Origin of the sequence: Bradyrhizobium sp. 142 (assembly GCF_023074015.1) — a bacterium.
Taxonomy (GTDB): Bacteria; Pseudomonadota; Alphaproteobacteria; order Rhizobiales; family Xanthobacteraceae; genus Bradyrhizobium.
In genome coordinates this window covers 17,662-31,837 of the sequence record NZ_JADPKQ010000537.1, presented here as the reverse complement: position 1 = coordinate 31,837, position 14,176 = coordinate 17,662, and the positions used below count along the sequence as shown (strand labels likewise).

At 64.2% G+C, this 14,176-nt stretch carries 12 protein-coding genes and 2 pseudogenes; 7 read left to right on the top strand and 7 right to left on the bottom strand.

Annotated elements, in window-relative coordinates:
* Positions 1-182 (bottom strand): annotated as a pseudogene (locus IVA82_RS47620) (reverse transcriptase domain-containing protein); the annotation flags it as partial.
* 273 nt (positions 183-455) lie between these two features.
* The gene (locus tag IVA82_RS47615) at positions 456-1,694 is read right to left on the bottom strand and encodes an MFS transporter (RefSeq protein WP_247389582.1); all 1,239 of its coding nucleotides are present in this window, start codon (positions 1,692-1,694) and stop codon (positions 456-458) included.
* A 159-nt stretch (positions 1,695-1,853) separates the two neighbouring features.
* On the opposite strand from IVA82_RS47615, the gene IVA82_RS47610 reads away from it, so the two are divergent.
* Positions 1,854-3,104: a nucleoside transporter C-terminal domain-containing protein gene (locus tag IVA82_RS47610; RefSeq protein ID WP_247389577.1), complete on the top strand. Its 1,251-nt coding sequence runs from the start codon at positions 1,854-1,856 to the stop codon at positions 3,102-3,104.
* 210 nt (positions 3,105-3,314) lie between these two features.
* Here IVA82_RS47610 and IVA82_RS47605 read toward each other — a convergent pair whose 3' ends face one another.
* Both IVA82_RS47605 and IVA82_RS47600 read right to left on the bottom strand, forming a co-directional pair.
* On the bottom strand, positions 3,315-3,860 hold the full coding sequence (locus IVA82_RS47605) for a cupin domain-containing protein (RefSeq protein ID WP_247389576.1): 546 nt from the start codon (positions 3,858-3,860) through the stop codon (positions 3,315-3,317).
* 154 nt (positions 3,861-4,014) lie between these two features.
* Positions 4,015-4,302 carry an usg protein gene (locus tag IVA82_RS47600; protein WP_247389575.1) on the bottom strand — a complete coding sequence of 96 codons (288 nt, stop codon included), beginning with the start codon at positions 4,300-4,302 and terminating at the stop codon, positions 4,015-4,017.
* A gap of 386 nt (positions 4,303-4,688) precedes the next feature.
* Between IVA82_RS47600 and IVA82_RS47595 the strand changes: the two genes are divergently transcribed.
* Both IVA82_RS47595 and groL read left to right on the top strand, forming a co-directional pair.
* Positions 4,689-5,003, top strand: coding sequence for a co-chaperone GroES (locus tag IVA82_RS47595; protein ID WP_247389574.1), 315 nt, complete (start codon positions 4,689-4,691; stop codon positions 5,001-5,003).
* Positions 5,004-5,047: 44 nt separating this feature from the next.
* Entirely contained in the window at positions 5,048-6,688 is a 1,641-nt protein-coding gene (gene groL, locus IVA82_RS47590; protein WP_247389573.1) for a chaperonin GroEL, read from the top strand.
* A 134-nt stretch (positions 6,689-6,822) separates the two neighbouring features.
* Here the strand turns inward: groL and lepB are convergent.
* Together lepB and IVA82_RS47580 are read right to left on the bottom strand one after the other, a co-directional pair.
* Positions 6,823-7,568, bottom strand: a pseudogene (gene lepB / locus IVA82_RS47585) (signal peptidase I).
* 217 nt (positions 7,569-7,785) lie between these two features.
* Positions 7,786-8,640, bottom strand: a complete 855-nt coding sequence (locus IVA82_RS47580; protein ID WP_247389581.1) for a LysR family transcriptional regulator — start codon at positions 8,638-8,640, stop codon at positions 7,786-7,788.
* A 132-nt stretch (positions 8,641-8,772) separates the two neighbouring features.
* Here IVA82_RS47580 and IVA82_RS47575 point away from each other — a divergent pair, with 132 nt between their 5' ends.
* Both IVA82_RS47575 and IVA82_RS47570 read left to right on the top strand, forming a co-directional pair.
* A complete protein-coding gene (locus IVA82_RS47575; RefSeq protein WP_247389571.1) occupies positions 8,773-9,366 on the top strand; it encodes a cysteine hydrolase family protein in 594 nt (197 codons plus the stop codon).
* Positions 9,367-9,377: 11 nt separating this feature from the next.
* The gene (locus IVA82_RS47570) at positions 9,378-10,007 is read left to right on the top strand and encodes a glutathione binding-like protein (RefSeq protein ID WP_247389580.1); all 630 of its coding nucleotides are present in this window, start codon (positions 9,378-9,380) and stop codon (positions 10,005-10,007) included.
* Between the two features lie 7 nt (positions 10,008-10,014).
* On the opposite strand, the gene IVA82_RS47565 is transcribed toward IVA82_RS47570, so the two are convergent.
* Complete coding sequence (locus IVA82_RS47565; RefSeq protein WP_247389570.1) at positions 10,015-11,124, bottom strand: DUF2778 domain-containing protein; 1,110 nt, start codon at positions 11,122-11,124, stop codon at positions 10,015-10,017.
* 540 nt (positions 11,125-11,664) lie between these two features.
* On the opposite strand from IVA82_RS47565, the gene IVA82_RS47560 reads away from it, so the two are divergent.
* On the top strand, positions 11,665-12,201 hold the full coding sequence (locus IVA82_RS47560; RefSeq protein ID WP_247389569.1) for a FecR domain-containing protein: 537 nt from the start codon (positions 11,665-11,667) through the stop codon (positions 12,199-12,201).
* Between the two features lie 76 nt (positions 12,202-12,277).
* Positions 12,278-14,167: an adenylate/guanylate cyclase domain-containing protein gene (locus tag IVA82_RS47555; RefSeq protein ID WP_247389568.1), complete on the top strand. Its 1,890-nt coding sequence runs from the start codon at positions 12,278-12,280 to the stop codon at positions 14,165-14,167.
* The last annotated feature ends 9 nt before the right edge of the window (positions 14,168-14,176 follow it).

The following is a 14,176-nucleotide window of genomic DNA, read 5'->3' as shown; positions in this document are numbered from 1 at the left end:
CTGCGGTTGTCCACCGCGAAGCGTCCGAACTCGATCAGCCGGGTCTTCTCAGGATGCAGCGACAGTGCAAACTCCCTGAGCCGCTCGCGCAGTGCTTCGAGGAAGTGCCGGGCCTCATCCTCGGACTCGAAGCCGACAATGAAGTCGTCGGCATAGCGCACGATGATCATGTCGCCTTCGACGTTGCTTACCGCCTCGGCCTCTGCGAGTTTCTGTCTTTCGCGGCTCAATAGCCACCCCACAGCATCGTTGTGTACGCTTCGCTGCCGCCGTCGCCGACGACACCGCAACACTCACTACCGGGCGCCCGCTACGGCTTACCCGGACCGGACTTCCACCGGTTGGACCGCGCCAGCTTGCCTGGCGCACAAGCAATCCAGAAATGCCTCTGTGGAAGCGGTCTGGATTGCTTCGTCGCAAGAGCTCCTCGCAATGACGGCGGAGAGGGCGTAACCCTATTCCAAACTCTCCACCTTCCGCAGGCTCGGGAACAGCTTCATCCAGAGCAGCGCCACCGCGACGGTAGCGACGCCGCCGAGCACGGCGGCGGGCATGGCGCCGAGCAGCGCGGCCGCGACCCCGCTTTCGAACTGGCCAAGCTGGTTCGAGGCGTTGATGAAGAGGAAGTTGACCGCACCGACGCGGCCGCGCATCTCGTCGGGTGTCGAGAGCTGCACCAGCGAGAAACGGATCACGACGCTGATCGTATCGGCGGCACCGAGGATGGCGAGCGAGAGCACCGACAGCCACATCCAGGACGACAGCGCAAACACGATTGTGGCAACCCCGAACACGATCACGGCCTGGAACATGCGCAAGCCGACATGCCGCGAAATGGCGTGACGCGCCAGCACCATGGTCATCGCCAGCGCGCCGACGGCCGGCGCAGCGCGCAGGATGCCGAGCCCCATCGGACCAGCCTGGAGGATGTCGCGGGCATAGATCGGCAACAGCGCGGTGACGCCGCCGAACAGCACCGCGAACAAATCGAGCGAGATGGTGCCGAGGATCGCCGGATTGCCGCGGATGAAGCGAACGCCGGCAAAGATATTGTCCGCGTCCACCATACCCTTGGCGACGGCCTGCGGGCGCGGCCGGATGAAACCGGTCAGGATCATCCCAACAATCCAGAACAGCACCATCGCGGCGTAGGCCAGATGCGGCGCGACCGCATAGGCGATGCCGCCGAGCGCCGGCCCGGTGATGGTCGCAACCTGCGCCGCGCCGCTCGCGACGGCGGTTGCACGCTGGAGCGAGCCTTGCGGCGCGATCAGCGGCAGCAGCGCCGCGGTGGTCGGGCTTTCGAAAGCTCCGGCAATGCCGAGCACGAAGCTCGCCACGAAAATCTGCACCTCGCCGACCGCGCCCAGATAGGTGGTGACGGCGAGATAGAGCGCGGTTGCGGCATTCGCGAGCTGGCAGAGCTGGACGACGCGCTTGCGTTCATAGCGGTCGGCGGCGTGGCCGGCGACGAACACCAGCAGCGCGGTGGGCAGGAACTGCACCAGGCCAACCATGCCGAGGTCGAAGGCCGAGCCGGTGAGCTCGTAGATCTGCCAGCCGATCGCGACCGCCGCGATCTGGCTGGAAAAGCGCGACAGGTTGCACGAAAGCAGGAAGAACAGGAAGGCGCGGTGGGCGAGGAGCACGCGGGCGCTGACCGGCGGATTCGCTGAAACTGGCTGCTCTGGCATTGCCTCGTTGGTCACGCGCGGACCATCCGCCTCCTGATGTCAATGCGCCCCGCGTGGCCGAGACGGGGCTGCTTGTCAACAGCATGACGTTTCCCTGCTTTCCCGGCATTGCGTTTGCAACGCACGCGCGGCCATAATCATTGAGGGTTTGGGGACATCATGCTGCGCCTGCAATCGGCACTCGGCATTTTCGCATTGCTACTGATCGCCTGGGCGCTGGCTGAGAATCGCCGCAAGGTCTCGGCCCGTCAGGCCGCGATCGGTCTTGTCGTCACCTTCGTCACCGCGCTCGTCCTCTTGAAACTGCCCGTCGTCGCGCATGCCTTCGGTGCCATCAATGATGCGGTCGGCGCGATCTCCGCGGCCTCGCGCGCTGGCTCCTCTTTCGTGTTCGGCTACATCGGCGGCGGCGCCCTGCCTTTCGAATTGAAGGCGCCGGGCGCCGATTTCATCCTGGCGTTCCAGGCGCTGCCGATCGTGCTGGTGATGAGCGTGCTGACGACGCTGCTGTTCTACTGGCGGGTGCTGCCGCCGGTCGTGCGCGGCATGGCCTGGCTGCTCGAACGCACGCTCGGGGTCGGCGGCGCGGTCGGGCTGTCGACCGCCGCCAATATTTTTCTCGGCATGGTTGAGGCGCCGCTGTTCATCCGGCCATATCTGGCGCAGATGACGCGCAGCGAGCTGTTCCTGGTGATGACCGGCGGCATGGCCGGCATCGCCGGCACGGTGCTGGTGCTCTATGCGACGCTGCTGGCGCCCCTGATTCCAGATGCTGCCGCGCATTTCGTCATCGCCTCGGTGCTGGGCGCGCCGGCCGCAATTCTCGTCAGCCTGATCATGGTGCCGGAAACTTCAGACAAGCGTACCGGCGGCGCGTTGGAAGATCCCGAAATGAACGTCTCCAGCACGATGGATGCGATCGTGAAAGGGACCAGCTCAGGAATCGAGCTGCTGATCAACATCGTCGCCATGCTGCTGGTGCTGGTGGCGCTGGTCTATCTCGTCAACGCCGTCCTCGGCCTGCTGCCGAATATCGGTGGCACTGCGATCTCATTGCAGCGTCTGCTTGGCCTCGTGATGGCGCCGGTGTGCTGGCTGATGGGTTTGCCCTGGGATCAGGCGGTGACGGCGGGCAGCCTGATGGGCACCAAGACCGTGCTCAACGAACTGATCGCCTATGTCGACCTGTCGAAACTCGGACCGGACGCGCTCGATGCGCGCTCGCGGCTGATCATGCTCTATGCGATGTGCGGCTTCGCCAATTTCGCCAGCCTCGGCATCATGATCGGCGGCTTAGGGGTGATGGCGCCGGAACGGCGCGAGGAAATCAACGCGCTCGGGCTGAAGTCGATCGTGTCGGGCACGCTGACGACGTGTTTGATGGGGGCGATCGTGGGGGTGTTGGCGTAGGCACCAGTAGCCCGGATGGAGCGAAGCGCAAATCCGGGAAGACCGCCTGCAACGGACGCACTCTCCCGGATTTCGCTGCGCTCCATCCGGGCTACAAGTAACTCGTCATTGCGAGCGAAGCGGAGCAATCCAAAAATGCATCTGCAGAAGCAGTCTGGATTGCTTCGTCGCTAAGGGCTCCTCGCAATGACGACGGAGAGAGTCTTGCCCTTACGCCGTTAACTCCACCGTCTTGAACTCCGCCGGCAAAATCACCTCCAGCAGTTCGACATCGTCCGAATAATCCAGGATCATGTGCTTGATCTTCGGCGGCTGGGTCCAGGCGCTGCCTTCTTTCATCAGTGTCTCGCCCTGCCCGTCCATGTAGGTCTTCACCCATCCCTTGAGCACGTAGACCATCTGGAAATCGACGGCATGGAAGTGCAGCTTTGAGACTTCCGCCGGATTGCACGGGCCCTGCAGCCGGATCACATGCGCCCGCGCGAGGCCGTGGGTCGCGTCGGCAATGCCGAGGTCGCGATATTTGGCGTACGTGCGCAGGCCGTCGGCCTTGAAGTCTTCCTCGCGGTGATGGCTGATCGCGATGCGCTGCTTGCGCCGCGCGGTTTTCTTCGGTGAGACGCCGCGAGCCTTTGCCTTCACCGCTTTGCGTGCCGATGATCGCGCCGCGGCCTTGGTGCCACTCCGCTTCTTCACTGCGGCCTGTGCCGCGCTGCGCGATTTTGCCTTCTTGGCCGATTTTGCCTTCTTGGACATGGGCCGCCTCCCGTTGTTGTTATGCGGAGAGGCTAGCACAGAAACGAGTTTGGTAGAGGTGGGTTAGCCGAAGGCGTAACCCACCTCTTTCGCGTCCGCGGAGAGAAACAGTGGTGGGTTACGCTTCGCTAACCCACCCTACAGAACCTCGCCGTCAATGCAGCCTGAACACGCCGTCCACCGAGCGCAGCTCCGCGGGCTTGATCAGCTTGGAATGCGCCACCGTGACCGAATGGAGCGGACCGTCGAGCTCTTGCTGCCAGAACGCCAAAAAATCCTTCAGCGCCGGAAATTTCGGAAACATGTCGTAGTTCTGCCAGACGTAAGTCTGAAGCAGCGATGGATGATCCGGCATCCGATAGAGAATTTGCGCCGTCGTCAGTCCATAACCCAGCACCTGTTTCCGGAAATCGTCGGAAACGGCCCCACTCCGCAAGCCCATGCCAACCTCCTTTACAGGAGCGCATTCAAGGGTGGCTTTCCGGTACGCTGCTTACGAGCCACCCGGTGGAGATGCGCTCACATGAGAGAAATGTGACGCAAACTGATAATCCATCTCAAGCCCAAAAGTTTAACAAGTTGTTGAAATTCAATGCGTTAGCAGCAGATGCGGCTCCGTGCTAGTACGGACCCCAAGGACGGGCCAAGTCCGGTTAACGATGGTAAAGAATTCTGGCAGGCGGCGCTTCCGAGTGCTGATTTTTCTGCTAGAAGCCCTTGCCCCCGCAAAAATCCTGGCCTATTTCAGCTGCACCCCACTAGCACTCGCGGGGTTCGACTGCTAACAATCTGAAATCATCAACCCAAGCAATAGCTTAGGAGGACTGCATGAAATTCCGTCCGCTTCACGACCGCGTCGTGGTCAAGCGCATCGACGCAGAAGAGAAGACCGCTGGCGGCATCATCATTCCCGACACTGCCAAGGAAAAGCCGTCCCAGGGCGAAGTCATCGCCGTCGGCCCCGGCGGCCGCGACGAGGCCGGCAAGCTGATCCCGATCGACCTGAAGGTCGGCGACCGCGTGCTGTTCGGCAAGTGGTCCGGCACCGAAGTCAAGATCGACGGCCAGGACCTGCTGATCATGAAGGAGAGCGACGTCATGGGCGTTCTCGAGGTCAGCGAGTCCAAGAAGAAGGCGGCCTAACAGCCCCCTCTCCCACCCAGATCAACACCTAAGGAAAAATCCAGATGGCAGCTAAAGAAGTCAAATTCTCCGTCGACGCACGCGACCGCATGCTGCGCGGCGTCGACATCCTCGCCAACGCGGTCAAGGTGACGCTGGGCCCCAAGGGCCGCAACGTCGTGCTCGACAAGTCGTTCGGCGCACCCCGCATCACCAAGGACGGCGTCACCGTCGCCAAGGAGATCGAGCTCGAGGACAAGTTCGAGAACATGGGCGCCCAGATGGTGCGCGAAGTCGCCTCCAAGTCCGCTGACGCGGCCGGCGACGGCACCACCACCGCCACCGTTCTGGCGGCTGCGATCGTTCGTGAAGGCGCCAAGTCGGTTGCCGCCGGCATGAACCCGATGGACCTCAAGCGCGGCATCGACCTCGCGGTCGAAGCTGTGGTTGCGGACCTTCAGAAGAACTCGAAGAAGGTCACTTCGAACGACGAGATCGCCCAGGTCGGCACCATCTCGGCCAACGGCGACGCCGAGATCGGCAAGTTCCTCTCCGACGCCATGAAGAAGGTCGGCAACGAGGGTGTCATCACCGTCGAGGAAGCCAAGTCGCTCGAGACCGAGCTCGACGTCGTCGAGGGCATGCAGTTCGACCGCGGCTACATCTCGCCCTACTTCGTCACCAACGCCGACAAGATGCGCGTTGAGATGGACGATGCCTACATCCTCATCAACGAGAAGAAGCTCTCCTCGCTGAACGAGCTGCTGCCGCTGCTCGAGGCCGTGGTGCAGACCGGCAAGCCGCTGATTATCGTCGCCGAGGACGTCGAAGGCGAAGCCCTCGCCACCCTCGTCGTCAACCGCCTGCGCGGCGGCCTGAAGGTCGCGGCCGTCAAGGCTCCGGGCTTCGGCGATCGCCGCAAGGCCATGCTGCAGGACATCGCGATCCTGACCGGCGGCCAGGCGATCTCGGAAGATCTCGGCATCAAGCTCGAGAACGTCACGCTCAACATGCTCGGTCGCGCCAAGAAGGTGATGATCGACAAGGAGAACACCACGATCGTCAACGGCGCCGGCAAGAAGGCCGACATCGAGGCGCGCGTGTCGCAGATCAAGGCGCAGATCGAGGAGACCACCTCGGACTACGACCGTGAGAAGCTCCAGGAGCGTCTCGCCAAGCTCGCTGGCGGCGTCGCGGTGATCCGCGTCGGCGGCGCGACCGAGGTCGAGGTGAAGGAGCGCAAGGATCGCGTTGATGACGCGATGCATGCGACCCGCGCGGCTGTCGAGGAAGGCATCGTCCCGGGCGGCGGCGTCGCCCTGCTCCGTGCTTCCGAGCAGCTCAAGGGCCTGCGCACCAAGAACGACGACCAGAAGACCGGCGTCGAGATCGTGCGCAAGGCACTCTCCTCGCCGGCCCGCCAGATCGCGATCAACGCCGGTGAGGACGGCTCCGTCATCGTCGGCAAGATCCTGGAGAACAAGGCCTACGCTTACGGCTTCGACTCCCAGACCGGCGAATATGGCGACCTCGTCAAGAAGGGCATCATCGACCCGACCAAGGTGGTCCGTACCGCGATCCAGAACGCAGCCTCGGTTGCAGCGCTCTTGATCACCACGGAAGCCATGGTCGCCGAGCTGCCCAAGAAGGGCGGCTCCGGCCCCGCGATGCCCCCGGGCGGCGGCATGGGCGGCATGGACTTCTAAGTCCAGCCGTTCAGGCAAAGCCAAGAAATGCGAAACCCCGGCAGCGATGCCGGGGTTTTTGCTTATGACAGTCTCTCTCTTTCGTCGTTCCGGGGCGCGCCCCTTTTGGCGCGCCCCGGAATGACAGTCGGGCCTCACCGCACCTTCCCCAAGCGCTCCACGCGCGGCTCACCGTTGGTGTTGAGCGACCAAAAGATGCGAGTGACGCGGCCGACGAGATTGTCCATCGGGACAAAACCCACGCGGTCATGACGTGGCTGTCGGTCGAGTTGTCGCGATTGTCGCCGAGCACGAAGAGATGACCCGGCGGCACCGTGTAGACGTCGGTGTTGTCGTAGAAGCCGCTGTCGATGCAGTCATAGGTCTCGTAGGCGGCGCCGTTCGGCAGCGTCTCGCGCCAGCGCTTGACCTTCGTGCCGGCATCGGTCCCGCAGACCGAGCTGGCGACCAGTTCCTTCAGAGGGACGCGGGTCACCGGCCGGTCGTTCAGAACGAGCTGCCCTTGCCGCATCTGGATCCGGTCTCCGGGCAGCCCGACCACGCGCTTGATGTAGTCGATCGAAAGATCCTTCGGCGAGCGAAATACGACGACATCGCCATAGGCGGGATCGGCGGCAAGGACGCGGCCCGACATCCAGGACGACGCAAGCGGAAACGAATAAGGACCGTAGCCATAAGCGTATTTGGCAGCGAACACATAGTCGCCGACAAGCAGCGTCGGGGCCATCGAGCTGGACGGCAGATTGAACGGGTGGAACAGGAAGAAGCGGATCAAGAACGGCGGCGACCACAGCACCGGGATCAGCAGGATCAGGACGACGATCGCCTTCCATTCCCGGGATTGCGCCGAGGGCCGGATGGTCTCCTGAAAACTGGTCATGTATCGGCCCTGCCCAAGACTTTGTGCGACCCAGAGTAGATCTCACGCCGAAAGTGCAATCTCTGGGCGCGGTATCATCTTGGTCGCGCGTGCCTTGGGCTGCGTTCACCAGGGCGGTCGTGGCATTCGCTTAGGCCGCGCCGACACGTCGGCCTCGAAAATCGGAGATGAAGGGCTGCCCGTGGGCGCTGCACCATCGATGTCGTCGAGCGATAGATCAGGCGCGCGCGAGATCTTTGGGGCCGATCTCCTTGAAGCAATGCCGCACCCACGCGATGGCGAGGCGGGTGGCGGGATCGCGCTTGAGATGGTTCTGCACGAGCAGCCAGACGTCGCGGCGCTTGGCGAGCAAAGTCGCGCGCAAACTGCGGTCGGCCAGCAGCGATCCGCAATTGTGTTCGGGCAGCACGCCGATAGCCTGATGCGACGAGATCATCGTGCGGATGATTCGAACGTTGTCGGTGATGCAGCGCGCGGCCTTCAGCCGCCTGCCACGCAGGAACTGCTGCTCCGGGATGGCATCAAGCTCGTCCGGATAGGCGCAGACGATCGATGCGGTATCGGCTGCCTCGACCGGCTCGAAGAAATACAACCGCACCTCCGCGAGCTTGGAGATCGTGAAGTCGCCCTTCTCCGGCTTGCGCAGCCGGATGGCGAGATCGGCCTGCCAGCGCGAGAATTTTACGTTCTCGCTGGAGGTCAGGAATTGCAGCGTCAGGCCGGGATTGTCGCCGAGGAATTTTGCGGTGCGCGGCGCCAGCAGTTCCTCCGCGACTGAACTGGTCGACGCGATGCGCAGGCGGCCGACCGGACCCGGCTGGCTCTCGCGCAGGCGGTCGATCGCCGCGACATGCGCCGCCATAGCGCCGACATGCTCGAGCACCGCCTCGCAATGCCGCGTCGGCCGGCGCAGCCCGTCGGCGGCCTCGAACAGCGGCACGCCGAGATCGCGCTGGATCCGCGCGAGCCTGCGCCCCACGGTGGTCTCGTCGATGCGCAGCCGCGCGCTGGCGCCGGCATAGGTGCCCTCGTCCCTGACCGCAGCGATGATGCGCAGATCGTCCCAGTTCATCGCGGCGAGCCTAGCAGGCCCGCCCTGTTCCTGCAAATTTGCAGCCATATGCTGCAATAGTCCTGCACAATAGCAGGCCGCAGCCGGGCTAGTGTCGGCCCATCCGATCGTCTCGAAAGGCCTGACTGTCAAATGACCGCTCCAAAGACCCTGCTCGAACTCGCCGGCGCCGACCTCAATCCGCCGAAGCTCGGCGAATCCTGTCTCGTGCTGATCGACATCCAGAACGAATATCGCGCCGGCCCGCTGGCGCTGCCGGATGTAGAGGCCGCGATTGCCGCGGCCGCCCGCCTGCTCGCCCATGCCAGGCAGAGCGGCGCGGCGATCTTCCATGTCGCCCACAAGGGCCGCGCTGGCAGCCTGTTCGACCGCGAGGCCGAGCGCGGCGCCATCGTTGCCAGCCTGGCACCGCTGGCAAGCGAGCCGGTGATCGAGAAGGCGCTGCCGAACTCATTTGCCGGCACCGATCTGCAAGCCCGGATCTCCGCGACCAGACGCAAGAACATCGTGCTGGCGGGCTTCATGACCCATATGTGCGTGAGCTCGACCGCGCGCGCCGCGCTCGACCTTGGCCTTCGCACCACCATCGCAGCCGATGCCTGCGCCACCCGCGACCTGCCCGACGGGTGCGGCGGAACGCTGGCTGCAAGGATCATTCACGAGGTCGCGCTGGCCGAATTGTCGGACCGCTTTGCGCTGATTGCGCGCGGCGATGCACTGAAATGACGGAGCGTGCGATGCTGCAACTCTATTTCTTTCCGATGGCCTGCTCGCTCTCCAGCCGTATCGCGCTGCTGGAGGCAGGCTTGGATGCGCAATATCATTTCGCTCATATCTGGACGAAGAAGGTCGTGGACGACGGCAGCGACTTCCGCGGCGTTTCACCGAAGGGCGCCGTGCCGGTGCTGGTGCTGGAGAACGGCGAGCGGCTGACTGAATGCGCGGCTGTGCTGCAATACATCGCTGATTCGAAGCCGACGACCGGCCTCGCTCCCGCATTCGGCGATCCCGACCGCTACCGCCTCCAAGAATGGCTGAGCTTCATCGGCGCCGAGATCCACAAAGCTTTCCTGTATCCGACTTTCTGGTACAGGGATGACGGATCGCTCGCCAAGCCGCGTGCAAGAATAGCACAGACATTGTCGGTACCCGCCGAGCATGTGGCGGACCGCGAATTCCTCGTCGGCGACCGCTTCACCGTCGCGGATGCTCACCTCGCCTGGGCCTTGCTGCTGCTCCGTCCCGCAGGCGTCGCCATCGCACAATGGCCATCGTTGTCGGCCTATCTCGAACGCATGCAGGCGCGGCCTGCCGTGCGGGAGGCGATCACAACCGAGATGGCGCTACGCAAGACGCTCGCGGCTTAGGCCGAGATCACTCCACCCGCGCCAGCACCGCGAGCTTGCGGACGCCCTTGTTGCGGTAGGCGTCGAGGAACGCGTAATAGTCCTTGAACGACACGCAGCCGTTGGAATCGCCGTTCGGCCCGAGCATGAAGGTGTGGGCGAGCAGGCCGTCGCGGCCATAGATCGCGTTCTCGCCGCCGATCGGGGTCAGGCGCAACGCGGGCACGCCGTGGAACAGCGCTTCACGCGGCTTCAGCGTGTAGATATGCGGCGGCGTCACGCCGCGCATGCGCACCCGCGAAGAGCGGGGGTCGTCGAGATTGGAGCCGAGGCCGGAATGCGCCTCGAGCTTGGTGCCGTCGGGCAGATATACCGTCTTGGCAGAGATGTCGTAGACCGCGGTGTCGCGCTCATAGGGCGCCGAACCGCCGAGCATCGGGTTCTGCTCCCTCGGCGCGATGCTCGCGGTCACGCTGGCATCGGCCGACGCATAAGCCAGAAGCCCGCCGGACGGCTCGCGCTTGCCCCAGAGCTTTTCCACCATCGACTGCCGCGGCCCGGTGATCGACATCACCGCCGCCTTGGCGCGATCGGCGAAGGATTTTGTCGGCTTGGCCTCAGGTGCCGGCACGATCTCGGCCGGATCGGCCGAGGCGAGCTGCACTTGCGCGTCAGCGCGCTTGGCCTTCGCAGCATCCGCGATCTTTTCAGTGACCTTGGCCGGGCTCGCGGGCCTCAACGCCTCCGCCACCTTCGCCATGACGGTCGGTTTTGCGGCGTCCTTGGCAGTGTCCTTGGCTTCTGCGACCTTCGTTGCAGGAGCGGCAAGCGCGGCGCTCGCCGCATTGGATTCCACGCCTTGCGTCGCCGCCGCGGCAAAACGCTCGTTGAACATCTCGCGGGAGATCGGCGCTGCCACCTGCAGCCGGTCGGGCAGCAGCGCGAAGGCTTCCTTGACCGCCTCGCCCGCCTCGCGCAGCACGACCCTGGGTGCGCGCTTGATCACGGGCTCGTCGTAACGGAGGCTGCCGACGGTCGGATAGACGTTGGCGGCGAAGATGTTGCTGTAGACGGTCCAGCCGGCGCCAAGCACGACGCAGCCGATCGCGGCGGCGCCGAGCACGTTTTGGGTGGTCATTTTCCGGGAAGGCTTCCGAAGAGAATGCTTCGAGAACTTCTTGGACTTCCGTGCCGCGTTACTTTGCGCAGCGATACTCGTACTCATTCGCCTTGCGTCCAGGACGGTGTCACTCAGTCCCCCTTCGAAGTGCCGCTGCTGGTCACGTTCCAAAGCCAGCATCTCGCAGAGGGTCGGAGCGTCATTAAGGCGACTTTTAGTTAAATGCGGATTAAGTTCGGGCGGATCTGGGGCGGCGGGTCAGCGCTGTCCCATTTCGAGAAAAAAACCCGCAGAAATACAGACTTAGGCGCATCTGTTAACCATGTTTCTCGGCCGGTCTGGCGCAGTCACCCCATGGCTCCGGCCAGCTCCCAAGGCGCATCCAACCACGTCATTTTCGTGGTCTTCCAGCCTCGCCAAACCATAGCGCCGGACCGTTGCGCGAGGCTGGCGAGCTCCGGCTGACCGAAAGCCGGCACTGTTCAGCAGCCTCTGCGAGTGATACGGTACCGTATCAACATCGCCCTGAAACGTGCCGCCCACGAATTGGAGGCTGCCATGAAAAGCGTCGCGAGAAGCGTCGCGCGCGCCGGGTTTTTCGCTCTGGCGTCTTCGTTTTTGGTGAATGGATACGCAGCCGCACAGCCTGCAGCCAATGCAGGTTGCACGCCGTCGCCGTCGGCCGCCGGCACACAGACCTGGCGCTGTGACAATGGCATCACCATCGTCGCAGAAAATGGCGCCAGATTTGAACTAAAGGACGCCAACCGCGACGGACATATTGACTCCGTTGAGTTGAGCAGCAAAGCCCTGCTGATCGAGGTTCCCAAGAAGCTGGGCGGCCATCCCTTCAAGGTGCTAACGCCGCAGGCGATCGCCGCGGTGCGCGGCACCAGATGGGCCGTCGATGTCGCTGACGCCAAGACCTCCGTGTTTGTCGCCGACGGTCGTGTCGGCGTGAATCGCAGGGCTCGCGGACGTGGCGTCGTGCTCGGGCCCGGCGAAGGCGTCGACGTCGAGGCGAGCGGTCCGCTGACCGTCAAGCAATGGGGCCAGCCGCGTATCGACGCCCTGATGGCAAGGCTTCGTCAATAAGGCTTGGTCAATAAGGCTTGGCCAATAAGACTTGGTCAATAAGGCTTGGTCAAAAAGTAGATTGCAGAACGACGGTATGAATAGTCGACGCGTTCAGATCCTGGTGGCTCTCGTCCTTACCGCGCTGTGGGGCGCCGGCATCTATGCCGGCCACGCCAATGGCCATCTGCGTTTTCTCGACCGTCTCGAGGCAACGCTGACGGACCTGCGCACGCTCGCACGCGGCGTGCAGCGTCCGCCCGATCTCGTCACCATCGTCGCGATCGACAACACCGTGGTGAAGCGCGGCGGCAGCTATCCGCTGCCGCGCGCCGATCTCGCGCGCGTCGTCGACACCATCGTGCAGTTCAAGCCGAAGGTCATCGCAATCGACCTGCTCCTGGTCGACCGCAGCGCCGCGATCGGCGATGCCACGCTGGCGCAGACGCTGGCCACCGGTCCCATAGTGCTTGCCGCCGCGGCGATCTTCCCGACCGCCAGCGAGACCGTTGCAACTGGCGGCGAGGACCCGCTCGCCGCCCTGCCGCAGGCCGAGCGTTTCCTGCTGCCGCTGCCCGCATTCGCCGAACACGCCGAGGTCGGAATCGTCAACGTGGCGACAGGGCAATCGGGCTCGCCGCTCTCGGTCCCGATGCTGTTCCGCACGCGTGACAAGGTCGAGATGTCGTTTCCCTTGCGCGTCGCGAGCCGCGCGCTCGACAAGCCGCTGACGATCACGCCGGACCGTCTCATGCTCGGCGATCGCGCGGTGCCGACCGACACCGACTTCGCCCTGCCGATCACCTATTACGGCCCGCGCCGCACCATCCGCACCGTCAGCGCGCAGAGCGTGTTCGACGGCACGCTCGACCGCAAGGCAATCGAGAACCGGATCGTTGTGATCGGTGCCGCGGTCGCCGGCGGCGGCGACTTTTATCCGACGCCGTTCGATTCCCTGATGCCCGGCGTCGAGGTGGTCTCGACCGTGATCACCCATCTGGTCGCCGGCGACGGCATCGTGCGCGACCATAAGGTCCACATCACCGACGCGCTCGCCGCGATCCTGCTGCCGATGCTGCTGGTGGGATTGCTGGCCTGGCGGCGCAGCGCTCCCGGCCTCGTCGCCGCGGCTGTTGTGATGATGGCCTGGGCCGCGCTCAACCTGTTCGCGTTCACGCACGGAATCTGGCTGAATGCGGCGACCACGCTCGCAGCCGCAGTGCCGCCGGTTGCGGTGTTTGCCGGCGTGCAATTGTGGGTCGGAGGCCGCCGCACGCAATATCTCGCCGCCAAGAGCAGGTCACTCGCGCAATTCCAGGCGCCGGCGGTGCAGGAGTGGCTGGCGCGCGATCCCGATTTCCTGGCAAAGCCCGTCCGGCAGAACGCCGCCATCGTCTTCATCGATCTGTCCGGCTTCACGGCCCTGAGCGAACGGATCGATCCCGATGCGCTGCGGGACCTGCTCAAGGCATTCCACGCGCTGATCGACAAGGCGGCGGTCGACTGTGGCGGCATGGTCACCGGCTTTCTCGGCGACGGCGCCATGATCCTGTTCGGTCTGCCCAGCGCGATGCCGGACGACGCGGCTCGCGCGCTGAAGTGCGCGATCGACCTGCATCGCAGCGTCGAACGCTGGATCGCCACGCTGCCTCCCGAGGTCGCGGACCAGGTCGGCTTCAAGATCGGCGCGCATTTCGGCCCCATCGTCGCCTCCCGCCTCGGCGAGAGCCACCAGCACATCACGGCGACGGGCGACACCGTCAACGTCGCGAGCCGGCTGATGGAGGTCGCCGTCCAGAACGATGCACGATTGGCCCTGAGCGATACGCTGCTCGATGCCGCCGATTTCCTGGGCGATCCCGACGGCACGCTGAGAGGTCCGCTGCGCACGCAAGTTCGCGGCCGCTCCGGCACAATCGCCGTCTGGTTCTGGCGCGACGAGCGTCAGTCGAGACGTCCGGCGGCCGAAGCCGACGTGACCAGCTGAGCCCTCGAA